The 24,286-nt window shown below is 44.6% G+C and carries 31 protein-coding genes, 1 tRNA gene and 1 pseudogene; 23 read left to right on the top strand and 10 right to left on the bottom strand.

Annotated features, from left to right (window positions below; all coding sequences use genetic code 11):
• Window positions 1-5 precede the first annotated feature (5 nt).
• From N4J56_RS14405 to N4J56_RS14440, 8 genes are all read left to right on the top strand, one after another.
• On the top strand, window positions 6-1,142 hold the full coding sequence (locus tag N4J56_RS14405; RefSeq protein ID WP_317107072.1) for a tyrosine-type recombinase/integrase: 1,137 nt from the start codon (window positions 6-8) through the stop codon (window positions 1,140-1,142).
• Window positions 1,143-1,286: 144 nt separating this feature from the next.
• Window positions 1,287-1,436, top strand: coding sequence for a hypothetical protein (locus tag N4J56_RS14410; protein ID WP_317106797.1), 150 nt, complete (start codon window positions 1,287-1,289; stop codon window positions 1,434-1,436).
• Window positions 1,437-1,507: 71 nt separating this feature from the next.
• Window positions 1,508-1,804: a hypothetical protein gene (locus N4J56_RS14415; protein ID WP_317107073.1), complete on the top strand. Its 297-nt coding sequence runs from the start codon at window positions 1,508-1,510 to the stop codon at window positions 1,802-1,804.
• A 155-nt stretch (window positions 1,805-1,959) separates the two neighbouring features.
• Window positions 1,960-4,680: a primase-like DNA-binding domain-containing protein gene (locus N4J56_RS14420; protein WP_317107074.1), complete on the top strand. Its 2,721-nt coding sequence runs from the start codon at window positions 1,960-1,962 to the stop codon at window positions 4,678-4,680.
• 403 nt (window positions 4,681-5,083) lie between these two features.
• The gene (locus N4J56_RS14425) at window positions 5,084-5,317 is read left to right on the top strand and encodes a hypothetical protein (protein ID WP_317107075.1); all 234 of its coding nucleotides are present in this window, start codon (window positions 5,084-5,086) and stop codon (window positions 5,315-5,317) included.
• Between the two features lie 303 nt (window positions 5,318-5,620).
• Window positions 5,621-5,848: a hypothetical protein gene (locus tag N4J56_RS14430; RefSeq protein ID WP_317107076.1), complete on the top strand. Its 228-nt coding sequence runs from the start codon at window positions 5,621-5,623 to the stop codon at window positions 5,846-5,848.
• A gap of 196 nt (window positions 5,849-6,044) precedes the next feature.
• Entirely contained in the window at window positions 6,045-6,230 is a 186-nt protein-coding gene (locus tag N4J56_RS14435; protein WP_317107077.1) for a hypothetical protein, read from the top strand.
• Between the two features lie 150 nt (window positions 6,231-6,380).
• A complete protein-coding gene (locus tag N4J56_RS14440; RefSeq protein WP_317107078.1) occupies window positions 6,381-6,779 on the top strand; it encodes a response regulator in 399 nt (132 codons plus the stop codon).
• A 242-nt stretch (window positions 6,780-7,021) separates the two neighbouring features.
• Here N4J56_RS14440 and N4J56_RS14445 read toward each other — a convergent pair whose 3' ends face one another.
• Window positions 7,022-7,369 (bottom strand): hypothetical protein, encoded by a 348-nt coding sequence (locus N4J56_RS14445; RefSeq protein WP_317107079.1) that lies wholly within the window; start codon window positions 7,367-7,369, stop codon window positions 7,022-7,024.
• Between the two features lie 153 nt (window positions 7,370-7,522).
• Window positions 7,523-7,912: a response regulator gene (locus tag N4J56_RS14450; RefSeq protein WP_317107080.1), complete on the bottom strand. Its 390-nt coding sequence runs from the start codon at window positions 7,910-7,912 to the stop codon at window positions 7,523-7,525.
• Window positions 7,913-8,584: 672 nt separating this feature from the next.
• On the opposite strand from N4J56_RS14450, the gene N4J56_RS14455 reads away from it, so the two are divergent.
• From N4J56_RS14455 to N4J56_RS14465, 3 genes are read left to right on the top strand one after another with little or no spacing between them, the layout of a single operon-like run.
• Entirely contained in the window at window positions 8,585-9,016 is a 432-nt protein-coding gene (locus N4J56_RS14455; protein WP_317107081.1) for a terminase gpP N-terminus-related DNA-binding protein, read from the top strand.
• Complete coding sequence (locus tag N4J56_RS14460) at window positions 8,991-9,761, top strand: hypothetical protein (protein ID WP_317107082.1); 771 nt, start codon at window positions 8,991-8,993, stop codon at window positions 9,759-9,761. The genes N4J56_RS14455 and N4J56_RS14460 overlap by 26 nt, the downstream gene beginning before the upstream one ends.
• A complete protein-coding gene (locus tag N4J56_RS14465) occupies window positions 9,751-9,972 on the top strand; it encodes a hypothetical protein (protein WP_317107083.1) in 222 nt (73 codons plus the stop codon). The genes N4J56_RS14460 and N4J56_RS14465 overlap by 11 nt, the downstream gene beginning before the upstream one ends.
• A gap of 148 nt (window positions 9,973-10,120) precedes the next feature.
• Here N4J56_RS14465 and N4J56_RS14470 read toward each other — a convergent pair whose 3' ends face one another.
• A complete protein-coding gene (locus tag N4J56_RS14470) occupies window positions 10,121-11,362 on the bottom strand; it encodes an IS701 family transposase (protein ID WP_317104652.1) in 1,242 nt (413 codons plus the stop codon).
• Window positions 11,363-11,444: 82 nt separating this feature from the next.
• Here N4J56_RS14470 and N4J56_RS14475 point away from each other — a divergent pair, with 82 nt between their 5' ends.
• The 8 genes and pseudogenes from N4J56_RS14475 (at window position 11,445) to istB (ending at window position 16,857) form a co-directional block, all read left to right on the top strand.
• On the top strand, window positions 11,445-11,681 hold the full coding sequence (locus N4J56_RS14475) for a hypothetical protein (protein ID WP_317107084.1): 237 nt from the start codon (window positions 11,445-11,447) through the stop codon (window positions 11,679-11,681).
• Between the two features lie 4 nt (window positions 11,682-11,685).
• The gene (locus tag N4J56_RS14480; protein ID WP_317107085.1) at window positions 11,686-12,300 is read left to right on the top strand and encodes a hypothetical protein; all 615 of its coding nucleotides are present in this window, start codon (window positions 11,686-11,688) and stop codon (window positions 12,298-12,300) included.
• Window positions 12,297-12,611 carry a hypothetical protein gene (locus N4J56_RS14485; RefSeq protein ID WP_317107086.1) on the top strand — a complete coding sequence of 105 codons (315 nt, stop codon included), beginning with the start codon at window positions 12,297-12,299 and terminating at the stop codon, window positions 12,609-12,611. Before N4J56_RS14480 ends, N4J56_RS14485 begins: the two co-directional genes overlap by 4 nt.
• Window positions 12,589-13,005 (top strand): hypothetical protein, encoded by a 417-nt coding sequence (locus N4J56_RS14490; RefSeq protein WP_317107087.1) that lies wholly within the window; start codon window positions 12,589-12,591, stop codon window positions 13,003-13,005. The genes N4J56_RS14485 and N4J56_RS14490 overlap by 23 nt, the downstream gene beginning before the upstream one ends.
• Before the next feature lie 12 nt (window positions 13,006-13,017).
• Window positions 13,018-13,422, top strand: a complete 405-nt coding sequence (locus N4J56_RS14495) for a hypothetical protein (RefSeq protein WP_317107088.1) — start codon at window positions 13,018-13,020, stop codon at window positions 13,420-13,422.
• 243 nt (window positions 13,423-13,665) lie between these two features.
• Window positions 13,666-14,421 (top strand): tape measure protein, encoded by a 756-nt coding sequence (locus N4J56_RS14500; RefSeq protein ID WP_317107089.1) that lies wholly within the window; start codon window positions 13,666-13,668, stop codon window positions 14,419-14,421.
• A 182-nt stretch (window positions 14,422-14,603) separates the two neighbouring features.
• A pseudogene (istA, locus tag N4J56_RS14505) lies at window positions 14,604-15,476 on the top strand (IS21 family transposase); the annotation flags it as partial.
• A 586-nt stretch (window positions 15,477-16,062) separates the two neighbouring features.
• Entirely contained in the window at window positions 16,063-16,857 is a 795-nt protein-coding gene (gene istB / locus N4J56_RS14510) for an IS21-like element helper ATPase IstB (protein ID WP_317104990.1), read from the top strand.
• Window positions 16,858-16,871: 14 nt separating this feature from the next.
• Here the strand turns inward: istB and N4J56_RS14515 are convergent, their stop codons facing one another.
• On the bottom strand, window positions 16,872-17,627 hold the full coding sequence (locus N4J56_RS14515) for an AAA family ATPase (RefSeq protein WP_317107090.1): 756 nt from the start codon (window positions 17,625-17,627) through the stop codon (window positions 16,872-16,874).
• A 48-nt stretch (window positions 17,628-17,675) separates the two neighbouring features.
• Between N4J56_RS14515 and N4J56_RS14520 the strand changes: the two genes are divergently transcribed.
• Window positions 17,676-18,233, top strand: a complete 558-nt coding sequence (locus tag N4J56_RS14520) for a helix-turn-helix domain-containing protein (RefSeq protein WP_317105833.1) — start codon at window positions 17,676-17,678, stop codon at window positions 18,231-18,233.
• Window positions 18,234-18,274: 41 nt separating this feature from the next.
• Window positions 18,275-19,009, top strand: coding sequence for a transposase (locus tag N4J56_RS14525; protein ID WP_317105834.1), 735 nt, complete (start codon window positions 18,275-18,277; stop codon window positions 19,007-19,009).
• Here N4J56_RS14525 and N4J56_RS14530 read toward each other — a convergent pair.
• From N4J56_RS14530 to N4J56_RS14545, 4 genes are all read right to left on the bottom strand, one after another.
• Entirely contained in the window at window positions 18,997-20,253 is a 1,257-nt protein-coding gene (locus N4J56_RS14530; protein WP_317107091.1) for a PriCT-2 domain-containing protein, read from the bottom strand. The two genes, N4J56_RS14525 and N4J56_RS14530, sit on opposite strands and share 13 nt — an antisense overlap.
• A 98-nt stretch (window positions 20,254-20,351) precedes the next feature.
• Window positions 20,352-20,645, bottom strand: coding sequence for a hypothetical protein (locus N4J56_RS14535; protein ID WP_317107092.1), 294 nt, complete (start codon window positions 20,643-20,645; stop codon window positions 20,352-20,354).
• Window positions 20,646-20,714: 69 nt separating this feature from the next.
• Window positions 20,715-20,867, bottom strand: a complete 153-nt coding sequence (locus N4J56_RS14540; protein ID WP_317107093.1) for a hypothetical protein — start codon at window positions 20,865-20,867, stop codon at window positions 20,715-20,717.
• A gap of 115 nt (window positions 20,868-20,982) precedes the next feature.
• Window positions 20,983-22,050, bottom strand: a complete 1,068-nt coding sequence (locus N4J56_RS14545) for a tyrosine-type recombinase/integrase (protein WP_317107094.1) — start codon at window positions 22,048-22,050, stop codon at window positions 20,983-20,985.
• 133 nt (window positions 22,051-22,183) lie between these two features.
• On the opposite strand from N4J56_RS14545, the gene N4J56_RS14550 reads away from it, so the two are divergent.
• Window positions 22,184-22,257 (top strand) — tRNA-Pro (locus N4J56_RS14550).
• 261 nt (window positions 22,258-22,518) lie between these two features.
• Window positions 22,519-23,352 (top strand): DUF5995 family protein, encoded by an 834-nt coding sequence (locus tag N4J56_RS14555; RefSeq protein WP_317107095.1) that lies wholly within the window; start codon window positions 22,519-22,521, stop codon window positions 23,350-23,352.
• 103 nt (window positions 23,353-23,455) lie between these two features.
• Here N4J56_RS14555 and N4J56_RS14560 read toward each other — a convergent pair whose 3' ends face one another.
• Together N4J56_RS14560 and N4J56_RS14565 are read right to left on the bottom strand one after the other, a co-directional pair.
• A complete protein-coding gene (locus N4J56_RS14560) occupies window positions 23,456-23,653 on the bottom strand; it encodes a hypothetical protein (RefSeq protein ID WP_317107096.1) in 198 nt (65 codons plus the stop codon).
• A gap of 38 nt (window positions 23,654-23,691) precedes the next feature.
• Window positions 23,692-23,997 (bottom strand): hypothetical protein, encoded by a 306-nt coding sequence (locus tag N4J56_RS14565; RefSeq protein WP_317107097.1) that lies wholly within the window; start codon window positions 23,995-23,997, stop codon window positions 23,692-23,694.
• Window positions 23,998-24,286 lie beyond the last annotated feature (289 nt).

The following is a 24,286-nucleotide window of genomic DNA, read 5'->3' on the forward strand; positions in this document are numbered from 1 at the left end:
TAAGTATGGCAAAACGTAGACGTAGAGCGGATAACGGCAGTATTACGGTTGAGAATTTCAACTTGAGGGCTAGGCTGCGGTGGAATTATGAAGGACGGCAGTATTGTCTTGCCTTGGGTATGGACTACACCAAGCAAGCTGTAGCAGTAGGAGAAGCCATAGGAGCCAGGATAAAGCTGGACATTTTAGCTAATGACTTCGATTACACGCTCAGCAGATACAAAGCATTACTGCCCCACAGCAAGCCCGTAGAGCCACAGAAAGTAGTTGAAGATAGTAATACTCTAGCTGATGTGTTCGAGCGGTTTATAGCCTTCAAATCTAAGCAACTCTATCACCGCAGCATCAACCAATATCAAACGTTACTCAAACATCTCATTAAGTCAGGGTTAGGCAATGTCCGCATTACTAAACTCGACGCTCCTACAGCCAACAAATTAGTAGATTACCTATCTCGAAACATTACACCAATAACTCTCAGAGCCAGAATTGGTAAGTTAAGTGCTTGTTTGAGTTGGGCTGGAGTTGACGACAGTAAGAACCCATTCAAGAAATTTGACATTAAGACCAAGTTAAGAAAGCCACCATTGCCGTTCACGAAGCAAGAGATTCAAGCGATTCTTGACGTGTTTGACGCTAGATATCCGCACTACTACGACTACGTTTATTTCAGATTTTGTGTTGGAGCAAGGACGGGAGAAATCAATGCTCTAACTTGGAACGACATTGACTGGGAAAATAACACCATTACCATCAGTAAATCGCTATCAGCCAAGAGAGAAATTAAGTCCACTAAAACCGGATGTGATAGGACGATTGTATTGACAGATGACGTGCTTAGCTTACTAAAAGCAATGTGGAAACGTGGCAAGTTTGCTCCTACCGATTTCATCTTCACCACGCCAGCGAGACTAGCAATCATTGACCACAAGTTTGCTAGAGATTATTGGCGACCAGCTTTAGAGATAGCAAAGATTCCTTATCGTAGACCTTACAACAGCAGGCATTCGTTTGTAAGTCATGCTTTGAGTATTGGTATCCCTCCAACAGATGTTAGTGCCGTAACTGGACATCATCCGGTTACAATGCTCCAGTTCTACTACGGTCACGTCACGTCAATTAAACTTCCAAATTTGGACTAAAACACACCAACTCCTCACAGCACATCACAACTTATATATGTTTTCCGTAGAATCTCATGCTGTTTTCGCGCAAATTTAGTTTGAAGTTTGTTATACTACAAGTAGTTGTTCACAAGAACAACAGGGTATTAAAGGAGAATAAAAATGTCAGTTAAGAGTGTAAGCATACCGGATGAATTAATTGCGGTAGTGAATAAGAAAGCTGCTGAAGAAAGTCGTACTTTTTCCAGTGTAATAACAGGAATACTGCGTAAAGAGTTTGATTCAAATAAATCTGGTCAAAAGTCTGCATAGCAAAAAGGGGGTAAAGAGATACCAACTCTTCGCCCCCTACTCATTCAATTATTTGGAGTTCGATTCTAACAATGAATGTACTAGAAAAGCAACGAGCATTATTACCCGAGAAGTATCGAGACAAGTTCGTTTACTGTTCTGTGACAGACGAAGAAAGAGCAGTACGGCTGATGGCTGATTGGATGTACAGGGCGCAGAAGTACCTAAAGAGACCGATGGGTGATGATATCGAAGCAGACATAGCAGAAATCGAAAGGCGGGAGCAGAAGTGTTTTGAGGCACAAATGAGCCTGCCTGCAAAGATTCGAGGCTATGAGCTACTGACTGGAGAGCGATTGCTGAAGGAGTTTTACAAGGCTAGCCCCTAAAACAAAGAGAGGGGGTGCGTCAACACTCCCTCCCTTCTGATGATTTAACGCTCTAGTCTTCCTTAAACAACAACACTGCGATAACGCAATTACCACAGTGTTAAACGGATAAATCAACTTACTTAGCTACTTCATCGAGTAACTTAATTAAAATTATGACAGACTTACACGCGAACGTCCAACAATCTGACACAAATCCTTACAATGTAGAGCCAGAGCAGATTACAGAAGCTCCAAGCACAATTATTGATACAGTTTATTGGCTGATTGAAAACCTAAAAAGACCTCCTCTTCCCGAAAATCCCAAGGAATGTCAGGAACAACTTAATACACCAGGAGGGAAACAACCCTGTTGGCTAGATTCCACTGGTAAAGTTCATCCCGTATCCTGGAAACGATACCAAGAAGCGCTACCAGATTATATGGAACTAGAACAATGGTTCGGGCATAGCAAAGGGATTGGGACGCTAGGTGGCTGGAACGGCAAGCACTACATTGGTCACGTAGATTTTGACTTTGGTAAAGGAGGTTCGCTGTACGCAACTCAAGAGGAGATGTTAGCAGCAATCAACCAGTGGAAAGAAAAATACCCCGTTGTCAAATCCGCTCTATGCTTCAAGACTCCTTCAGGTGGGTATAGATTCATATTTGCCTTTGAGGAAGCAGCAGAGTTTGCACCATTCGTACTTGACCCCAACTACAAAGGAGACAGATGCTGTGGGGAATTACTAGCTAGGAATGGCGGACACACCTTGCTCCCCCCCACAGTAGGCGTGGATGGTATTCCTTATGAATGGGTGTATTTCGCGCAATATCCGCCAGTCGTTAAGAATGCAGCATCAGTTGGATTGTACCCCAAAGCAGCTAAATTCAAGCAGGATAACTCGCCCAAGCAACAACCTGATAAACCAAAACCTAACAAGGAAGCCAAGAATCAGACATCTTCAAATGCAGTAGTGCTGGAGAAGTGTTTGAGTAGCAGCGCCCAAAAAATCCTACGAGGCGAACTAGAAGGCAATAACGACCGTAGTTATGCGCTTACTCAATTACTCAACGAAGTACAGGGCTGGATTAACTTTCTGGAGAGAAACGGAATTGAATACGAAGGGGATTTAGAGCAGATTGCTGAAGCCGCATGGAGTAAATTCCCTGATTCCGAAAACGACCCTGACAAGTGGGAAAGAATAGCAACCACAATTTGTAGTGATACACAAACTTCTATTGAGAAAACTACTGGTTCTGATGCTGGTTGTTGGGACAAACTTCGTAGACTTGGGCTTGAAGTAGAAGGAGGTACGAGTAATTTAGACCCAGCCGATGATGCGGGTAATAATACTTTTGAAAAGCATGTATTTCTGAATCTGTTTGAGGCAGGTGAAGGAAAATGGGCAACAATCCGACAAGCATTCTACGAAGATACAGGTCACGGATACTGGAAGCATGTGAAGGATGATGAGATTAACCAAATCCTCACTCACTGTTCCTTAAAAACCTACAAGTGGAAGTGCAATAAAGACGAGTGCGCTCCAGTATATCCATTCACTAAAGACATCACAATTACTTCGGCGTATAGGTTCAACTTAAAGGCTTTACTAGCTAAAGACCTACCAAGTAATAACTACTTGCGCTGCTTCAACAATTGCACTGTAGACATGCGAACTGGTGAAATGCTTCCCCATAACCGCAATCACTTCTTAACCACCACTGTTGATGCTGATTACACGCCCAATCAAGAGTGTCCAGAACCTTTCAGGAAATTTATCGCTGCGTCATATGGCGAAGATTTACTCGAATTGGTTAGAGCCGTTACCGCAATGCTGCTTGACCCAACTGCACCATATGGTAAGTTCGTTCACCTGATAGGCAATAGCGGCACGGGAAAAGGAACTCTAGCTAGATTCTGGGCAGAGCTATTTGGAGAACACCACAGTAGCGGTAACTTTGCTAATCTTGGCTCGGCAGAAGGCAGGCATCAATATTTAACTGGAGCCGGACTATACACAATCCCCGACATCGGTGGATTCGTCAAAGGAGTCAACGATTTTTACGAGTTAGTTGATAACGGAGCTATGAGTGGTAGAGCGCTATTCATGTCCAACACTTACACTAAACCTTGGGATTGTAGATTCATAGTTGCCAGCGTTGACCACCTGAAGATTGAAAATTCAGGCGATGGTTGGGATAGAAGATGTATACCGCTACCCACCAGGGGTGTGAAGCATGTTGAAGACCCTGCACTAAGAACAAAGCTTTCTGCTTGTAAGGAAGGTGTAATATCCTGGGCTTTGGCTATGGACAAACAGGAACGCGACCGTTTATTGCTCAACCCTAGCTCTGTCAGCAGCAGAGTTTCTAGCATTAAAACCGACGCTAGGACACACTCTGACTCTATCGCTGCTTTTGTGGATTCCTGCCTGGTTCCAAACAAGAGTCGTACATACGTGGACAATTCAACGCTCTACGCCTACTACAAGGCTTATTGTGAGGCTCATGGCAGTATTCCAAAGGGTCAGCCACAGTTTGTATCGCACTTAAAAACTATCCTGCCTAACTTTAGAGTCGAACAGCGAATTTGGATGCTTAACCCAGACGGAACTAGAGATAAGCAGCTACCGAGACATTGGAGGTGGATTGATGTTATATCGACTGCTTTTAACGTAAATAGCTACATAGATACTGATTCCACAGATGTTCGCTGCTATCGCTCTAAATGTAAAGAAGGTGGTTTGCAGCTTTTTGAAGAATTTGTGCAAGGTCTAGGAGATTGTGCAGAGAACCCTGCACAAAATGAAAACTCAGAACCCTTACCAAATATAACTGTGCAAGATGTGCAAGATGTGCAAGGTAAAAAAAGACCCTATAGAAAAATAACCTAACTACTGTGGTTATAAAAAAACAAAATTTATAACCTGTTATCAAAAAATTATTTCTATATAGGTCAGCAAAAAACCCCTGCACAAAATCAAAAGTCCTGCACAGCTATACACAGCAAGGTGTGCAGGCTCCTCACTAAGTCAAAAATAAGCCTGCACGGGACTGCACACCCTGCACAAAACTAGAAATTCTGTAACAGATGTTGATACAAAATTAGGAGGGATTATGAAAACTAGACCAGCAACTTTGAGTCAATGGGTGTTTTTTGATGAAGGTCAGAAGTTTAGCTGCATGTTAGGTTCAACCCTAGACCACGCTAAATAGATTAGAAGAAACAATCGTCCGCTGATTTATATCCACGATTTAGGAAGTAGGCGTAAGTATCGCTATAGCGTAGGCATTGACTTGGTAGAAGGCTTCGACTGTGGTAACTATGTCTACACTACAGAAGCAAAGAGTTTGGTAATTTCCATCATGACTGAAGGTAGAAAATTCAAATCTAACTGTGTATTCCGTCCTGGGTGTGTATGGAGTTTCATGTATGCCTACTACACCACTCTAAAAGAAGCCGTAGAGGTGGCTAATGGTCTTGCGGCGCTAGATTCGACTTGCTTCACCAATTTAGCCCAAGTTGTTTGATTCTAAGGGTAAAGTTTTGCCTTTATGTCAATTCTTTACCCACTCCTCGGTTGAAGTGGACAGCGCACTAGCAAAAACCCGTTTTGGCAATCTTATTGACATTATTCTCAATAAAAACAGCTGCCGTACCCCCCATTTTTTTAAAAAAAGCCTAACCAGCAGCTGCAAAAATGTCCGTTTTTCAAGGGTTCTAGCACCTAGATTGCCTATAGGGGGGTAAGAATGTAACGAAAATTTTACAGTCCCCCCAGAGCATTTGATTCACCCGCAGAGTTAATGAGTACAAATTACCAAGGAGTAGTTATGAGGTCATACTTTGATTACGTTTACATGCCTTACTGCATCCAGAAACAGGCTAATGGAAAATTCGTTGTGTTGAATAGGGACTACAAACCACTAGGAACGCTAAGCAGTGATTGGGTAGATTATGCACCGCATGAAGTGAAGCTAAGGCTTAAGGATACGGAATACCTTTACGACGATAGTTGTGTCCCTCACAGGAGTGATGCTAGCCATGAAGCAGTATCTTGATAAGCTTGCTAGATTGGCGAGGTTTAAGATTAGCTCCTGATGGTAGGTATATGTAAGGTGGTAGGAGACATTTATATATGTGTTGAGAAATGCTGATACACGGTGCGAAGCCAAAAATAGTACAGTAGGTAGTACGACACCTGACGCACTTAAACGCAGTCATAAATCATCCAGGTGCTTACTTCGGCATCACCTTATGAAGTCTTACATTGTCTGCGCTGAAGCTGACGGTATCGAACTCTATTGGACTGGCGGACGTAACGGCTACTGGACTAAGAGTTATGCCGATGCCTACCGTTACAAATCAATCTCTAGTGCCTGGGAAGTTATGCAGCGGGAACACCCTAGCGGGATTACTGTCATGTGGATAGTGGAAGTGTAGTTGTAGTTGATTTGGATGAGGATAGCAGGTTAGTCAGGTAAGTGCTTATGATGGGGTAGAATTCATTTGCTTGCTATGCCCGTAGATAGAAGGCAATTTAGCTGGCTGTAGTGTCCAATACAAAGGATAATCAACCAGTTCCCTTCAAACATGGTTTTACAGCGTTCTCCCCAGAACAATCCGCATGACGACAGCCACCCCCTAGTGCTGGCTGTTAATGATTATGCTGATAATCTAGAACTCCTTACCTGTGTGCTAGAGACAATTGGCTGTGAATCTATTACTGCCTATCATGGTCGTAACGCTATAGAAATGGCGCAGCAGCATCAGCCAGACTTAATCCTACTAGATATCATGATGCCTGAGTTAGATGGGATGGAAGTTCTCAAGCGGCTTAGAAACAACCCAAAAACAAGAGAAATTCCCATAATTGCTGTCACAGGAATGGACAGAAACAGAGAGTACTTTCTGTCAGTAGGTTTTGATGACTGGCTCAGAAAACCAATTGAGTTTGAAGAGTTAGAGGAAGTGATACGTCGTCACATCTAGCTTATGAATTCATGAATATCCTTTGATTTCTTGAAGGTCAGTAGCTTCAATTGCTGGTATGCACCTAATAAAATTCCTACCAACTAGCGTCTTTGGTGGGAACGGGTGGTAGGAAAAGCTGATAGGAACAACATGGAAGACCGATGTTGTCTGAATTCAATATTTATATATGGAAACGTATTTTTCTTCAACCAATAGGTGGAGTTGTTTGTCACAAAGCGTTTTTTAATTTGAATACATAACTAGAGATGCTTCCCGGCTAACTTGGTTCTTTTTTGCATCATCTGGGCGAAAATGGTAATCGCTTGAATATATGCAGCTCTTGCTTCCGATTGCGTATGTGTAATCAGCATCATCAAAGCTGGAGAATCATCCTCCTGTTCTATCGCTACCTGGGTGTAGACAAGTGCTTCTTCTGCTTTTTGCTGAATCACCTGACCGCATTCCTCAATCAGTTGACCGTGTGACAATGCCAATGGGTCGCTACGTTCTTGCAATGTCCTGCCCCATTGCTCCACTTTAAGTCCATGTTCTTGTAACTTCAGGGCGTGTTGCTCCAGTGCATGGGTAGATATTGCAGTTTTATTCATGAAGATTATGACAAAGATTGCCTAGCACAAGGATATCTAAATCCTGCAACGACTAGCTTCTATCGAAAGTTAATGGCACAAATGTTGTATTTGCTACTGTTGTGATACTCTTGGAGATTAAGAAGAGATAATGAGACGGTTAGCTCTGCGTGCTTAGGAAAGATAGCGTTTAATCACTGTTTCCAAAAATTCAATATCGTAAGGTTTTGCAATGAAGTCAACACAACCCGCTGACAAACATCTTTCTTTCTGTTCTTTTGAAACCATAGCAGTCACGGCAATGATGGGTATTTCTGCTGTCCGAGAATCTTGCTTAAGACGCTGAGCAACCTCTAAACCACTCATATCAGGTAGCACCATATCCAACAAAATCAAGTCGGGTTGGTGTTGCTGTGCCATAGCTATTGAAGTCCGACCATCAGTAGCGGTGATGAGTGGAAAGCCCATCAACTCCAATACCTGGATAATTAATTCTAAGTCGTCCGCACCATCTTCAACTGCTAGGATTAATCCTCGTTTGAAATTGTCAACGCGACTCACCACGCCGAATGAAATCTCCTAACATTTATAGCTGTTAAGTGTAGATATAGCTCCTAAACTCTATCTTAAGTGATACGCCTTATGGCATACACTCTATGTTACTTAAAAAAAACTGTTATATTATACTTTCCGTAGCACAAATTTTCTCACTGTAGTGCATATGGCTGCAATCCCTGAACCGACTCACCATAAAGCTTGTATCTGGGTGTTTGATGAGTTAGTCAAAGCAAAGCCTCCTGTGTTAGTGCCAAGAGGCTAGCAGTAAAGATTTATCTACTTACTGATTATGTATCAGGAATAACAATTATAGACTGGACTACGGCAAAATCTTAACAGAAACCCTTGTCTGCCTCTCGAATATATTTGTGATATTTACTCTACTCGATTTGAAATCGGACTGCGGCAGACTAGCTAGTCAAAAATGTTAGAATAGTTACATATACTAAAGTCTTATATTAAACTTTCAGGTAGTCTTAAAAACCTGGCAATCATCTTCCTCCAGTCCTTCTCGTACGTTTCAACAAGGTAAGGCAGCTCCTCCTCCATCTCCGAGGGCTGCTTTTTTGTTTGCGTGACTTTTGACACTCTGACAAATGTCACAACCTTATTCGATTGTTTATATGCTTCATCTTATATAGGATTTATCGAATAAAAAGAGTAGAATAGTGATAGGAGTTGCAAAATAAGCACATTTTTGATGCCATGACCGAGCCACAGCAATTAGATGAGAGACACCTTAGAGCGGCAGAATTATACGCTCAGGGGCTATCTAACTTGGCTATTGGGAGGGAGATAGGCGTATCGCAGGAAACAATCAGAAAGTGGGCAATTGCTAGCGAGTTTAAAGAGGAAGTAAGGCGGATTAGGGAGCGGTCAGTAGAAGAGACTGTAGGCATTCTTGCCACAGTGGGGAGGAAATCAGCTGACACGTTGCTTGAGATGTTGGGGCGTGAGAACCTTTCTGACCGAGAGAAGTTGACTGCTATCAAGTTGGGGCTGGAGTTCATGTTTAAGGGGATTGAAGCCATTAACGTTGTTACTGAATTAGCCGAACTAAAAGAGATGGTAGGGAGGTTGTCAGATGACGACACTGGCTCAAATCTCTAGACTACGAAAGCAAGTGGAAGCTGTAGAGAAAAACCGTAATAAGAACAGACGATGGAAATGGAAAACAGTACCAGTAAGTGAAGAAGAACGTATTTGGCGGCTAAATCACATCAAAGAAGTGCTAGGGCAGAAATACGCAGACGAAAAGTTATTAGCTGCAAGCATTATAGAAAACGACCCTGATGTAGACGTGCGTGTGATTCAGGACTTTTTGGACGTGCGGGAACTCAGTATTAAGAAACTCTCTACAATTACTTTGGCTGATATTCCTGCTGTGGACGAAGGCTGGCAGTTTCCGAAAGTTACGCCTCCAAAACGGACACCACAGGAGGAGAGGGAGTCACAAGAGATTACACGTAGGATGAATGAAGCACTGGAGCAATTTGAATGTGAACGGCTAGAAAAAAATCCACGGTATAAAAGTCAGCTTCCCTTTTTACCGTCCCCCAAATTCCCTTTTCCTAGCAATAGATTTCTGATTAAACTTAGTCACCTTGACGAAAGCAACGACTCTGCTACAGAAACCGAGTTGATATATGGAAGAGGAACTGGTTGGTGTGAGTTAGAAAGGAGGGCTGATAAACGATACCATTTGCTGTCTGAAGAAGAAAGTCAACGACATTTTGTGCTTGTACCCCTAGAGACGGTAAACAATTGTCATGATGTCAAAAGTGTACCGGAACCACCACCATCAAACGAACTAGACAAGTTTGAAGCATGGCTTGGAGAAGACGATGAAGATTGAAATACCACCACTGCACCTAACACCACCAGTTACACGCGGACTCTTGAGCGATATCGTAGCTAATCAAAAGTTACGTCAACAAGAACTAGACGAATGGCAACTCTCCATCACTGCTAAATACGAGGTGGCTGAGGGGTGTCGTCCAGCAAATATCTTTGATGCCCTGATTGGACGTATTGATGACCCAAGGTTGTATTACAGTTGTAGATAAATAGAAGAATGAATTCGCTTTTGGTAATGGTAGTAACGAGCAGTAGCTTGATGAGATCTGCGCCAATAAGACCAACGCAAAACGTGTTCAAGACACCAGAATGTGGGAAACAAGAATCGAGATACCCACCGCTTCATCTCCCAGATACTTAGTCGGACAATAAACCTCGTGCCGCTTTGAACGCAGTTAGACTGCCAGTTGTTACTAGAGGTAAAGGGGGGGTAGAGGAGTGAATAGCAGGCTCACAAGAGTGTCGTAAGACGGTGAGAAATATTTGAGCAGCCAGGACGAGGGTGATGTGTCGATGCCAACCATGCCAGGAACGAACTTCGTACTCTCCTAAACCTAGCTGGTCTTTAGCAAATTTAAAGCACTCCTCAATCCGCCACCTTTGCCCGGCGATTTGAACCATCGTTTCTAGGGTAGTATCGCTCTTAGCAAATACTTGATAGTAGCTGACGCGAGGATCTTCAGGGTGTTCTAGAGAGCGGCGGAACAATAACCAACGTTGAAAACCATCTGATCTGTCACAATTAACTGGCACTTTCGCCCAGTCATAGTATCTTTCTCCCTTACTGCCAGCTCCACAGCTAAGACGTTGCCACAGCTGGCTGTCCGGCTGAGGTAACAGTTCTTGGGCTTGATAACGTTGCCAGCCAATAACTACAGGCTGCTTCTTGCTGACCGTGAGTATATACGGTTGTTTAGCAGTCTTTTCCAGCCACCACCACAATGAACCATCGTTGCCATAAACCTCATCAGCAACAAACCAGGCGGGACGTATTCCGTCTTTAAAAGCTGATTCCAACATCTGTTGTGCTAGTTGAGGTTTAGTCGCAAATGTGATTGATTTTGGAACTGCTCCCTTCTTACGTTTGCTTTGATCTTCACTCCATGTGCGCGGTAGATACAAACGGCGATCGATCAACGTATGTCCTTTGTCGCTAATGTAGGACATGAACACACCTACCTGGCAATTCTCCAAATGTCCAGTTGTGCCATAATACTGCACCTGTACGCCTACTGACTGCTCTCCTTGCTTCAGAAAACCTGTTTCATCAATTGCCAAAATATCTGTTTCACTCTTCAAATGCTCCACTGCATACTTTCTAATTTCTGCACACACTGCGTCCGCGTTCCACTGCGCCCGTCCTAGTAAATGTTGGAAGCGATAGGGATTGCTATACCCTACCTGTTCTGCCATTTGCCATCCATTCTTCCGCTCAACTGGGCTTAGTAGTGCCTGGATATAGTCATACGCTGCAAGACGTGCTTCAGAACGAGCGAAGTGCTTTCCCAGTTTTTGCTGAAACGCTTTCAATCTACTGCTCCATTGGGAGAGCGCTTCTAATGCAACACCTGTTAAAAACACGTTGGATGTATCAAGCATTGCTAAACTGTATTTCCTTACAAATCTAGTTTAGCTTATCTACAACTGTAATAGGTTGGTGTTGGTGAATAAGGGTAGGAAAGTGAAGCTGTGCTATTTGGAAGGGTTGAAGCAACACAAGGCAGAAGGGTGGTCACTTGTTGCGTGTGAATTCAATCGTCGTAACAAAGAGAATATCCTCAAGGCTGTGAAAGATGAGTTGCCTGCTAGACCTACAAGGGAACAAGCATTAGAGGAGTACGAAGCAGCAAAGAAATTATGGGAAGCAAATTACCACAACAACCTTGTCTATAACCCGGTTAGATTTATTTGGAGATAAAGAGATGGATACGAAAGAGAAGGATTTATTAGAGAGTGTAGTCGGTGAGTTACGAGTTCAACGCCATCGCAGAGATTTGAATAAGTTTGAGAAGTACCCACGGCTACAACGTCAGCTTGAATTGGCTCTACTACACCCATCAGAAGAGATGCGCCGTAAGAGGTTAGAGCTGTTGGCGACTGACTTGCGCGAGGACATGGCTGCGCAAATTAAGTCGAGTTTCTTGGATGACTTTCAGGATTACCAAGAGTTCTTGTCACAGGGGCAAAAAGCACCGCTATACCCACCGCAAAACGAGGTTCCAGTCCAATTCAAGCAAGCAATGGCTAAGTACAAAGACGAACTTGAAGAGCAGGTGATGCGGGAAATAGAGGCTAGTTACAAACCCCTAATGGAGCAGGCTAAAGCTAAAGATGCTCTACTGCCAAAAAGACCGGGTGGACGCTTGCAGAATAAACATCAATCAGAGTTAGAAGAGCAGATGATTATAGAAGAGCATAAGCGCCTGGAAAGTCCTGCATTCAGAAATCAACTACTTGCTGAGGAACGACGCTTACTACAAGAACACCGTAGAGCTGCACGTATCCAAGTTAATCCCCTCACCCAGGTGCAGAAATGATGGACTACGGTTTCATTACCAATGCTGATAAACGTCAATTCCTCCATATGGCTGTGAAGGAAAGCTTGATGCAGCGACGCATACAGTTACTCAAGCAACTTTCTGTGGCATACAATTCCCACCACATCAAAGAGCTGGAGGAAATAACCACTTTCATCAACAGCCTTGACAGGTACACCTATACGGAAGATGCCTTCAGCACACAAACCTTGGATGGTGTCACGTACAGGGGTGTGACGTTGCAGCAGTTCTATGGCAAAACTTTAAAACCAAACAGTGAGGTGAATTATGTTAGCAGACAGAAAGGTTGATGGTACGTTTGACAAGCTATTGGAGTTGCGCACTGAAACAGCAGGGACGATAGCAGATACTTTTCCAGAACCAGGTAAGTTTTTACCAGTGTGCAAGTCAATCAGGTTTGAAGTTGTGATTGCGCAACAGAATACTGTCGCTAACTTTGCAGCAGGTACGAACTTCTGGAGATTCGACCTTGAAGTAGCCACTACTTTGAATGGTACGTATACACCTGTGGCATCTTGGACACCCACAACAGGTACACCAGCTAAGACCCGTCTAATCGTCAACAGCGCTAACGTTACTAGCATCATGCCACTAGCTGCTTACGTTCGTGTCAGAGCCATAAGAACTGTGGCTGCTACTGACCCTGTGGACTACTACGCTTTCGTTGCCAAACCTTTAGTTTAAGGAGTTAAAACCATGACACCCGAAGAAATCTACCAACAAGCCTTGGAGCGTCAACAACAGTTAGATGCAGCAGAAGCTAATTACCAAGCCTACCTAGCGAAGACACGACCTTATGAAACTTATCAACTCATACTCCGAATCTTCGCTAGCAATGACCGCTGTAAGCCCCGTGAGACGTGCATAACTAGAATTGGAGAAGTAGCCTGCTATCACCCCGACACCAAAGAGTTTGCAGTATTCCACAGAGGTGAGTGGGATAATCGCAAAGAATTAGGTTGGAAAGCTATAACCAACGACCTCAACTTTGCTCTTTACAGATTCCACATTCCAGCAGAAGAGCAATATCAACTAACTGGTGCTGACATTCCCGCATACCCCTACTCCAAACCACCTTACAGACAAGGCTTCTTGAGGTGAAAAAAGGCTGTATCGCTTGTAGGGCAAGCTTTTTGAGCATTTTTATCTCCAGATTTTGGCAAATTTAAGGAAAAATCAGGAGACCTATAAGAATAAATATAGCTCTCAGGGATTCCCCTCAGATTTTGAAAGTTTCGTTAGCAAAAACGCCTAAAAGCCTTTCTGAAACTACCTTACAGCCGAATTTGACCTCAGTGGTTTTTTGAGTCTTATTGAGAATGGTTTTACGGATGGAGAGTAATTATGCCTAAGATAGCTAGCGTATCAATTGATGTCAAGTTAAACCTAGACCCTGCCAAACGCCAAGTAACTGAATTTGGACACAGTGGTGGTCGAATAGCTGGGGGACAGTTTGAACGTGGGTTTAGCGACCACTTACGCAGTGCTACACCACGTATCAACTCAGTGATGACTGGCGTGTTCCAGGGTGTGGGGATTCAGCTAGCTCAAATAGGCTTAGATGCAGGTAAAAAGTTTGGTGATGCTTTCTCCAGTAGTATCGCCACATCTGTTAACTTTGAAAAACTCAATCGAACCCTACAAGTTGTAACAGGTAGTACTACTGCTGCTGCAAGAGAATTGGCTTATGTGGGTGAAGTAACCAAACGTTTGAGTTTGCCTATTGAAGAAACCACACGCGGCTACATTCAAATGACTGCTGCTGCTAAAGGGACGATATTGGAGGGGGAAGGAGTACGACAAATCTTCACTGGTATTGCTGCTGCATCTAAGACGTTAGGACTGTCTAGCGCGGAGACTAGTAGGGCGTTAAATGCCGTTCAGCAGATGATATCTAAGGGTAAAATCTCTGCTGAGGAATTACGACAGCAACTGGGTGAAGTCATGCCTGGTGCATTCCAACAATTTGCTAAGTCTTTGGGTGTTAGCACTCAAGAGTTAGACAAGTTACTGGAAGACGGCAAGGTTGGAATTGACTCGCTCATCTACTTTGCTGCACAACTCAACAAAGAATTTGGTCATACGGCTGAAGCCTATTGAACGACAATTAAATAGACCGAGTGACGACAACTAACTTGACTGCTACACCAAGTTGACGAGACGACAATTATCTTCAGCAACCGCTGCCAAAACAAAAGACACTAGGCAATGTCAATTAACGCCAATTAATGGACTGCCTAGTGTCGGGAAAACGAATTAATTTCAAACAGGTTCAAATATACATGAAAGCGAGAGAATCTGGCTGCACGCAGGAAACAGCAGCAGCAAAGGGAGGATTTTCGAAGCGTACAGGTAGACGCATTGATGCGGGAGCTCATCAACCGCAACGCGGACGACCCCATGACTGGCGTACCCGCAAAGACCCATTGGCTGAGGTATGGGACAGCGAACTAGTTCCGCTATTACAAAAACAACCGCAATTGCAAGCGATAACGTTGTTCGAGTACCTGCAGCAGAAGTATCCAGGCAAGTATGGGCAGTCTATCGTGCGGACGCTGCAACGACGAGTCCAGCAATGGAAAGCGACCAGGAGACCAGCGCAGTCAGTGATGTTTGAGTTAGAGCATCAACCAGGCGTAATGGGCTTGTCGGACTTCACCAAGCTCAAGCAGGTGCAAGTCACGATTGGCGGTCAACCCTTCGAGCATCTACTGTATCATTATCGACTTGCCTATAGTGGATGGCAGTACGTGCAAGTCATTCAAGGTGGCGAGAGTTTTGTTGCTCTGGCTGAAGGTTTGCAGAATGCCTTGGCAGCAAGCGGGGGTTGTCCACAAGAACATCGCAGCGATAGTCTTAGTGCCGCCTACCGTAACCTGGGTAAACGCACCGATGAAGATTTGACGCAAATGTATCAACGGCTATGCCAGCACTATAATTTGCGTCCCTCACGAAATAATCGCGGACTAGCCCATGAAAATGGTTCGATTGAGTCACCCCACGGCTATTTCAAACGACGGCTGCATCAAGCCCTATTGCTGCGCGGCTCGTGTGATTTTGATAGTGTTGCTGCCTATCAAGCGTTTATCTCTGGGATAGTTGAGAAGTTGAATACGCGCATTCAAGCCAAATTTCAGCTTGAGCAACCCTACCTGCATCCATTACCCAACTATCGTTATCCCGACTACGAAATCCTCAGCGTCAGAGTTACCACCCGTAGCACGATGACCGTGCGCTGCATCACTTACACTGTGCCGTCACAATTGATTGGCTTACGATTAACCCTTCACCTACATCATGACCGGATAGTCGGTTTTGTCGGCACGCAGCAGGTGGTAGAACTGCCACGCCTTCATGTACCTAGCCGCAGTCGGTTGCGGCGCTCCCGTTGCGTCAATTATCGTCACGTCATTGACAGCCTGCGACTGAAACCCCGTGCTTTTCTACACTGTACCTGGCAGCAAGAATTATTGCCTGACGACAACTACCGCCAATTATGGCAGGAGATGTTAACCCAGTTCGATTCCTACACGACGGCACGATTGATGACCGAGGCACTGTACATTGCTGCTAAACAAGATAAGGAACACGCAGTCGCACTGTATTTGGCTGACCACTTACGCTCTGGCACCCTTAGCTTGGTGGGACTGCAACAGCAGTTTCATCTGGGTGAGAGTGTGGCACATCCAACGCTTTCGGTACAGCAACACGACCTTTCCCCTTACGACTCTCTCTTGCATCATGTCCCCCAACAACAGCCAAATAACAGCCATCGAGACTCTGGGCTTCCTACTCAAAACACTCAAACTGCCCCACATGAACAACCATTGGCAAGAGTTGGAGCGTCAGGCTCTGGCTGGGGGCTGGTCACACGCTCAATTCTTGCTAGCACTGTGCGAATCCGAGGCAACACAACGTTATCAAGCGCGAGTGCAACGCGCCCTCAAAGATGCCCACCTGCCACCAGGAAAAGCTTTTTCCAACTTTGACTTCAGCCATTGCCCCAGCTTAAATCAGCCTAGCATCATGCAACTGGCTCAGGACAGAACTTGGTTGAAGCGGGGTGAGAATCTGCTGCTGTTCGGTCCTTCTGGAGTCGGGAAAACTCACTTAGCTGCTGCTGTCGGTCGCAGTTTGGTAGAACTGGGTGCACGAGTCAAGTTTCTGGGTGCCACCACAGCCGTGCAACTGCTACAAGCGGCGAAAGCCAACTTACAACTGCAATCAGCTTTACTCAAGCTCGATAAGTACGATCTGCTGATTCTTGATGACATTAGCTATGTCAAAAAGTCGGAAGTGGAAACATCAGTGTTGTTTGAGTTAATTGCTCACCGCTACGAACTCAAAAGCTTGATGATTACTGCCAATCACCCTTTCAGTGCTTGGGATGAAATTTTTACCGACTCTACTATGACCGTTGCTGCTGTAGATCGCTTGGTACATCATGCTGTCATTCTCGAAATCCTTGCACCCAGTTTTCGTCAACAAGCGGCTCTACAACGCTCTTCTTCTACTGACCAAAAGCAACCAAAATAATTGTCGCGCATTCGTCAAGATAGTTGACATTTCATACCTGATAATGGATTTGGGTAGTTATGCCACAAAATGTTTAGTATACGCTCCTTCATCGTGCGCCGAGCTTCTACAACTTCCTTTGATACTCCTACCTCCCCGTGGTTGAACCAGGAATTGTTTTCAATGTCAAGTTCGATGTCTAATGCCGCTCCTCCAGCATCTTGAAGCCCTACCAGCTCCAATGTTCTATGCGTCTCGTTCGGGTCGATGACAAATTTCTTCTTGTTATAGGGGTCTTGTTTTAGAACGTGCTTCAATACCAAGCATCTCCAAACAGCACCAGGAATGGCAGAAGAACCTCTTAGCTGCCGCACTCCTTGTGCTTCATTACTTTTATTCAAATGGTGGATGATGATGCAGGTCGCGTTAGCTTTTTCGATATGCGGCTGCATTTTATAGATTGGGTCAGCATACTCTTTGCTCCACTCTGACACCCCAGAATCGACGTTAATTGCTGTAAGCGAATCGATGATGACGAGGGTGTAGTCGTCTGCTGCTAACTCCTGCTCTAGTAGTTCTGGGCTGTACTTCGTGAGTACTCTTACGGAAGACTTTAGCAAATCGCTGGAAAATCCCCGTTTAATTAAGCGTCGTAAGTTTTTATTCGGTCGCTCTATCTGAAATAACAATACCCTACCCTGTGGAACCCGCTCCCCTAAGAATTCTCCTCCAGTTGCTACGGCATATGCTAATTCGTAAGCTAGTGGGTCATTTGGTATGAGTGTTGCCATAAAAAGGATGGTCAATTAAAGTGAAGATACATAGTTTTTCAGGTTGTGATGACACGGCAAAAAAAAGCACCTTTGCGACCGTTAAGTGATGAAGAACAAACCGACTTGAAAAAACTGAGCCGTTCTCAATCCCAATCATCTGCTAGTGTCATGCGGGCCAAAGCGATTCTAGCCGTGGCTCTTGGGGCTGATTACACGAGTGCAGCGCAGTTAGTAGGATTACGCTGTGGTGATACGGTCAGCAAGTGGGTCAGTCGCTTCAATGTTGAAGGCTTAGCTGCCTTACAGCCTCGACATGGCGGTGGGGCAGTAGTGCAATACAGCGAACCAGAAAAACAACGCATCCTGTCCGAATTTCAGCGTCAACCAGAGCGGCAGAAAGAGGGCACGGCAACCTGGTCAGTAGCTACACTTCAACGGGCTTTGCGTCAGGCTCCTGATGGCTTAACCCAAATCAGTACTTATACAATTTGGCAGGTACTCAAAGAGGCGGGCTATAGCTGGCAAAAGAGCCGCAGTTGGTTAAAAACTGGACAGGTGAAGCGCATACGCAAAGGCAAGCTAGTAGTAGTAACTGACCCAGATACCGTGGCAAAAAAAAACTGATAGAACGCGCTTACACTCAGGGACAGAAGCTAGGCTTGAGTGTGTGGTGCGAAGACGAGGCGGGACCATTTGGCACTGCTCCTTACCCTGGTAGCAATTGGCAGCCAGTAGGTAAACCGACACGGCAAGAACATGAATATATCCGTAATGGCACAGCCAAGCTGTTAACGCTATTCCATCCCGCTACTGGGCAAGTACGAGTTAAGGGTGTTACCAGTTGTACCAATGCTGTGTTGCACGAATGGCTCAAGCAAGAATTAGCTAGTGTTGTACAATCACTGCCAACTCCAGCTCGATTACTCAAGCCTGAAGAAAATCAACGGTTATGGAAAAGTTGGCAGCAGGGGTTGAAAGTACGCTTTACACTCCCACACGACTTACCGCCACTGCGAATGTTGCTAGTGATGGATAACTTGGTCGGACATAAAACTCCCCAGTTGGTATTGTGGCTGTGTGCTCATGGCATCATGCCGCTCTACACACCTCTTGGCGGTAGCTGGCTGAATATGGCTGAGTCGATTCAACGAATTCTCAAACGCCGAGCTCTAGAGGGGCATCATCCGCAAACAGCCTATCAAATTATTGAGTGGTTGGAAGCAACTGCTTTTGGATGGAACCAACAACCAACGCCGTTTGTCTGGGCAGGATTACGAGCGCAACGTCGAGACAGAGCGCGTCAAAGATTTCACTCTCTTGGTGGTTCTGGTGCCTGTACGCATCGTCCTCTTCGGCGGACAACTATTGCCAAAAATAATGGCAACACTCATACCAAATGACCCAGTAGTAGGGTTTTTCCCGCTTTTGCATCGCCTGCAAGAATAACGCTCCCACCTCTGGGTAATATACCAGGAACTAGGAAATCCTCTGCAAGCTCCTCCTCGAAAAGACTGTCGGTGTTGAAAACATAATCTTCTACGTGCCGCGCCTCTTCTGCCTGCTCTTTCTGTTTCAGTAATCTATTAATTTCCTGTACGCTTATTTTGAAATTGGTAGCAACCGTCGCTTTCTTTAGAGCTACTAAATCTGGGTCTTCTTCTTTACAAATTTCTGTGAGAGCAATTTTAAATTCTTCTTCTCTCGTTTCTACGCTCATTTCTTGTCTACCCTGATTGTTTTGTTTACTAGATTTCCATCCATCTTGTTTTGCCCAGTAGCAGAGAGAACCGATATTTAATCCGCTACCTCTGAAGCTGCTCCATTTCTTTTCGCATTCACCCGATTTGTATTTATCCGACTGCTGGCTCCACCTGTCCCAGTCGTCCAGTAGCGAATCATCTCCAACTGAATGCAATGCCATTCCGACATCAAGCCAACCACCGTCAGATTGGTATACGCCTGCTCTGCATGGGTTTAATGCAGCCAAGCACTCTCTAGCTAATGCAACATCGCCATTGCCGTTGTAATTGCGCGTGTAGACGGGTCTGGGAGGGTCTACAGGACGTTTCATCTTATCTATTAGGTAGATTGGTGCTTCGGCTACCGCAACCTCTCTATGAGACTTTCCAGGGAGCCATTTATAGCTACCCGTTTTTGGATGCGCCCCTGCTACTACTGATTGGCGACCATCCCACCTCAACTCAATCTGTTCGTCTTTACCGTCGTCACCTTTGACACCAGTTTTAAAATCTTTACTCTTGATGCTGCTCCAGTACTCCTGGGGTACTCGATAGACTCGCTGACATCTTCCTGGTCTGCCAGATGTTACCGTCACCGTATCAGGCAGACCGCTAACAGGCACATCAAATAATTTAGGAAAGTATTCGTTGCAGGATTCACCGTCAAAATCTACTAGCAGCAAACCTCCTGAAGGTGTACCACATAACAAACCAATGGCTCTACACCAGCTATCATACTTGATATGTTCTGCTAGCTCTTTTTTGGAGAAGTGCTTTATTTGCCAATCTTCTAGATATGGTTGCTTGTTTCCGTTAACTGGTGTAAATCTCCAATCATCAGGAAGTGCTGATAATTCTGTTAAAAGATTTTGCTGGAGGGGATTCCGAGTATTGATTTGTGTCATGATTTTCCTAGTAGAGTGATTGAAAGTGATTGCTCGAACGCGAAATCTATTTTTCTTCTGAACGCCTTTTTGCCGGGGGCGTTCATCAATTTTAGGGGTTAGGTTGTTCTCTTCATCTCCTCCAGCAAACGCTCTCCAGTGAGCGTGTTATATTCTCGAATCCTGGGCGACAGGCTCATGTATGCTTCCCAGCATTTCTGCTCCCTTCGTTTTATCTCTTCTAAATCTGCTTTGATGTCCTTACCCAGTGGGCGTTTAAGATACTTCCAAGACATATCCAACCAATTGGCGACGAGCCTTACTGCCCGCTCCTCATCCGTCACAGGACAGTAAACAAACTTATCCTGTAACTCTTTGGGTAATAATGCTCGTTGCTGTTCTAGATTTCTCATTGTTAGAATCAAACTCCTAAGAAGTTTTTTACGCACGGGGCAAGAGCTGATAACTCCTGTCCCTTTTTGCTATGCTGCGGGTTTTGATTTAGCTAGTTGATGCTTGAATTGTCGTTGCAATGCTTCAACTACTACGGAAGAGAAAGAGCGTTTTTGTTTAATGGCTTTTTGATTGACGAGTGCAATGAGTTCGTCGAGCAAGCTAACATTTCGAGCTGACATCTTTAGCACCATTGCTAACAGTTTGAACCGATATATTATGCCATTCACAAACACATTTTTGTGGGCAAGCAAATGATAGCTATTGTTCGATTGCTACCACGAGAGAATAATTGTATCAAAACAACTCCGGCAGCTCTGGCTTTTCGATTACTCCAGCATAGTGAGTAAAGAGAATCTCTACCGAATGCCCAGTTAAACTAGCAACCTGGACTGGACTTAAACCAGACTGGAGCGCATGACTAATAAAAGTGTGACGAGTATTGTAGGGTCGGCGATAATCAACTCCTGCTTTCTTCAAAGCTGGTCGCCAATACCTACGAGCAAAATTGTCATCGTCTATCGGATAACCAGCAGGCGTGGTAAATACCAAATCCTCAGCATCACCTCTACCCAGCTCTACCAACATCTGCTTGACTTTGGGGTTGAGCGGAATGGTTCTAGCCTTATTGGTTTTGGTAGCTTTTCTAACTCCCTTACTCAGCGATTCGCCAATCCAAATAGTCGAGCAGTCATCGGCAATGTGCTTCCACTGCAATCCAATTGCTTCACTCGTCCGCACCCCAGTGCTGAAGAGGAATTGCACGTAGGGTAGATAGCCAGGAGACAGCTCGGAAAATGCGCCTAGAATCGCTTGAATCTCTTGCTTGGTGAATGGTCTAGGCGGTTGCTTGGGTGGTACTTTAATTGCTTTTACAGCGGTCTTCCAGTGATTATTCTCCAACTTCGCCCAGTCCCAGCACGCACTCAAAAGCTGTAATCTTTCCTTGAGGGTTACAGGCTCGATTGCTTGCTTGGAATACGAGCAAAAGCAGCTAACGTCATCAACAGTCAAACCCTTGGCTATCTTGGTGCTAATACCACTCATCTCTAAGTGATTCAGCAGAGTTTTGTATTTTTGGACTGTCCGCCTGTAAATATACTCTGCCTTCCAAGCAATAAAGTCTGCAAACAGCTCCGATACTGTTTTGGGTGTTTCTTGCTTGAGTTTGCCTGTAGCTGGATTAATTCGATATTTCTCAAATGTTGCGTCAAAGTTGCCAGCTAGCAAATCCATTTCGATTTGCTTGCCTATTAACTTGGCTTTCTTTCTGCCTTCATCGTTGTCGTGCAAACCAAGGTGGTATGCTTTCTGCTTCCCATCGACTCTAAACCTGAGCCTGATACTATTACGAATAATCTCCATTGATACTGTTCCTTTCTTTGCTCTTGCCATTTGAGTATGTTTTTGAGTACGGCAGAGCAGATATTGGCAGTATCTTTCGGTCGAGTGATTGCTTCTCCACCCTATACGGTGCTATGATATCTAAGCTGTGAAACGGGGCGTAGCGCAGCTTGGTAGCGCGCCACTTTGGGGTAGTGGAGGTCGTGGGTTCGAATCCCGCCGCTCCGATTGAAAGAAATCCTTGTTAGAGAAAGGGTTCTGGCATTTTAGGTGTTGGAACTCTTTCTGCTGAAGTGACTGACGAGGAGTGTCAATGCGTGAAAACGGTTAACTGTCAACAATAGCATTTGGTATTTACGAATCATTTAGAAGTGTTATAGCGATCGCTGTAATCAAAGTAAAGTTAAATAAAGAAAATGTAGAAATGAGTTAGAGCAACTTGTAAATACTAGATTGAGTTGACAATAAAATACTTTCAAGATTGAGTCAATGAAAACACTCTTTTTAGTAACTGCTCTACTCTTTCTTTCCCCTGAAGCATCTACTTTAGTTAATGCCCAAGAACTTGCATCCAAGAAAGTTTGCGAGCAAGGATTGCCCCGGTGCATTACTCTCGTTATTCGAGAGATGGAACGACGATACAAACCACTGGCTCGGCAATGCGACCATGATGCAGTATTTGCACTCAACTACCTGCGGACTACAGAAACATTTCAACAAACGCTCGACGAGATCGGCTATGGCGATCCTGCTGCGGTAGTTAGAGAAGATGCGCTGTTTGCGGATTATTATTTTCGGGCTTATGATGCTTACCACACAGGTAAAGGTAATGTTCCCCCAGTTTGGCAAATTGCATTCAATGCAAGCCAAAACCGCTCGGTTTTAGGGGCTGGCAACCTAGTTTTAGGGATTAACGCTCATATTCAGCGGGATTTACCATTTGTACTCTACGAGCTTTATCTCAAGGGTCGTCCCGTGAGTTATGAAGACCACACCCGCGTCAACCAGTTTCTCCAGCAAGCGGATTCGCTCCCAGAAGTGGCAGAAAAATTCGATCCGACAATTGACGACCAAGATGTACCAGGCGATGAAGACGATCGGCAGCGATTTGAGACACTAGTGCAGTGGCGTGAGGGAGCTTTCCGCAATTACGAGCGCCTGCGAAATGCAAGTACGGATGCGGAACGGATGCAGGTAGCAAAGGAAATCGAAGAGTTTGCCGCACAAACTGCACAATTTTTGCAACAATCGTTTAGTTATCCACCTGGAACTGACAGTTCCGAACGGGATGCTTACTGTCAGGCGCAGCAGCGACGTAAATAGTTACCAACTTTTTCGATTTATTGATTTTGGAGTCAAACAAATAGATTGGCGGGATTTTTGACATCTAATAATTTGAAATCTAACAATGTCACCCCTGATTTTGCTAAGCCTCCTCATCGTTGGCTAGACTGAACTTTAAATCGTCCAAAACATACTTGGATGAAATTCGGCGATCCTGTTGACGGACAAAAATTTTGTACAGAGCCATTAACGTAGGTAGAAAGTAAGAGCAAGTGGTGATGAGGAATACAACTAAAATCGAGATAAAACTGAAGGTGAAGAAAATCTCTAACTGTGACATAAATTTATCCAAATTCTCTAGAGTACTTTAATGTCTGACTAAATTTCAGAGTAGTTATGCCTCTGTCTATTGCTGGGTTTGGACTTTGATGCCCATAGCGTCTCTGCTGGCGGAAAAAAGAGGAATAGTACGAACGACCACAATGAGAATGAAAGTGAGAACGAACGACGGGGAAAAGCACGTTGAGTCAATCGCGATCGCTCTTTGCTACTCCAAACAGTAACTATGCCAGCTAGCAAGGCAATGAATGTTAGTAAAGGGAGCAACATAAAACCTTCTGATAGTAGAAATACTCGATCTCGTCCTGTCATGCATACGTTAGCAACTACAGCAAGTAACGGCAATATTTCTTAACCGTTACAGAAAATTGTTACAACTCTAAACAAGGCTCTTAGTTTGCTTTGGCGATCGCCCGGTGCTAGAAATGTTGCTCGAAGCTAGACAGGGAATAAGCTTGAGCTGTACTACGGTTTCTCTAGGAAGTGTCAGAACTATGAGACAGATGTAGAACGCGCGCTCAATTATGATTCTCAAAAATCAACTTGGGGGAAGCTTGGCAAACTCAAGTTGGAGTTTCTATAAAGTCTCAGAAGACGCTAGTTTTTAGATTTCAGTTCAATGACTGCGAACATT

Origin of the sequence: Chroococcidiopsis sp. SAG 2025, from assembly GCF_032860985.1 — a bacterium.
Classification (GTDB): domain Bacteria; phylum Cyanobacteriota; class Cyanobacteriia; order Cyanobacteriales; family Chroococcidiopsidaceae; genus Chroococcidiopsis.

Coding starts and splice junctions, on each gene's coding strand:
- N4J56_RS14405 (WP_317107072.1), top strand. CDS start 6: ATGGCAAAACGTAGACGTAGAGCGGATAACGGCAGTATTACGGTTGAG.
- N4J56_RS14410 (WP_317106797.1), top strand. CDS start 1,287: ATGTCAGTTAAGAGTGTAAGCATACCGGATGAATTAATTGCGGTAGTG.
- N4J56_RS14415 (WP_317107073.1), top strand. CDS start 1,508: ATGAATGTACTAGAAAAGCAACGAGCATTATTACCCGAGAAGTATCGA.
- N4J56_RS14420 (WP_317107074.1), top strand. CDS start 1,960: ATGACAGACTTACACGCGAACGTCCAACAATCTGACACAAATCCTTAC.
- N4J56_RS14430 (WP_317107076.1), top strand. CDS start 5,621: ATGAGGTCATACTTTGATTACGTTTACATGCCTTACTGCATCCAGAAA.
- N4J56_RS14435 (WP_317107077.1), top strand. CDS start 6,045: ATGAAGTCTTACATTGTCTGCGCTGAAGCTGACGGTATCGAACTCTAT.
- N4J56_RS14440 (WP_317107078.1), top strand. CDS start 6,381: ATGGTTTTACAGCGTTCTCCCCAGAACAATCCGCATGACGACAGCCAC.
- N4J56_RS14445 (WP_317107079.1), bottom strand. CDS start 7,369: ATGAATAAAACTGCAATATCTACCCATGCACTGGAGCAACACGCCCTG.
- N4J56_RS14460 (WP_317107082.1), top strand. CDS start 8,991: ATGACGACACTGGCTCAAATCTCTAGACTACGAAAGCAAGTGGAAGCT.
- N4J56_RS14465 (WP_317107083.1), top strand. CDS start 9,751: ATGAAGATTGAAATACCACCACTGCACCTAACACCACCAGTTACACGC.
- N4J56_RS14470 (WP_317104652.1), bottom strand. CDS start 11,362: ATGCTTGATACATCCAACGTGTTTTTAACAGGTGTTGCATTAGAAGCG.
- N4J56_RS14480 (WP_317107085.1), top strand. CDS start 11,686: ATGGATACGAAAGAGAAGGATTTATTAGAGAGTGTAGTCGGTGAGTTA.
- N4J56_RS14485 (WP_317107086.1), top strand. CDS start 12,297: ATGATGGACTACGGTTTCATTACCAATGCTGATAAACGTCAATTCCTC.
- N4J56_RS14490 (WP_317107087.1), top strand. CDS start 12,589: ATGTTAGCAGACAGAAAGGTTGATGGTACGTTTGACAAGCTATTGGAG.
- N4J56_RS14495 (WP_317107088.1), top strand. CDS start 13,018: ATGACACCCGAAGAAATCTACCAACAAGCCTTGGAGCGTCAACAACAG.
- N4J56_RS14500 (WP_317107089.1), top strand. CDS start 13,666: ATGCCTAAGATAGCTAGCGTATCAATTGATGTCAAGTTAAACCTAGAC.
- istB (WP_317104990.1), top strand. CDS start 16,063: ATGTCCCCCAACAACAGCCAAATAACAGCCATCGAGACTCTGGGCTTC.
- N4J56_RS14515 (WP_317107090.1), bottom strand. CDS start 17,627: ATGGCAACACTCATACCAAATGACCCACTAGCTTACGAATTAGCATAT.
- N4J56_RS14520 (WP_317105833.1), top strand. CDS start 17,676: ATGACACGGCAAAAAAAAGCACCTTTGCGACCGTTAAGTGATGAAGAA.
- N4J56_RS14530 (WP_317107091.1), bottom strand. CDS start 20,253: ATGACACAAATCAATACTCGGAATCCCCTCCAGCAAAATCTTTTAACA.
- N4J56_RS14535 (WP_317107092.1), bottom strand. CDS start 20,645: ATGAGAAATCTAGAACAGCAACGAGCATTATTACCCAAAGAGTTACAG.
- N4J56_RS14540 (WP_317107093.1), bottom strand. CDS start 20,867: ATGTCAGCTCGAAATGTTAGCTTGCTCGACGAACTCATTGCACTCGTC.
- N4J56_RS14545 (WP_317107094.1), bottom strand. CDS start 22,050: ATGGAGATTATTCGTAATAGTATCAGGCTCAGGTTTAGAGTCGATGGG.
- N4J56_RS14555 (WP_317107095.1), top strand. CDS start 22,519: ATGAAAACACTCTTTTTAGTAACTGCTCTACTCTTTCTTTCCCCTGAA.
- N4J56_RS14560 (WP_317107096.1), bottom strand. CDS start 23,653: ATGTCACAGTTAGAGATTTTCTTCACCTTCAGTTTTATCTCGATTTTA.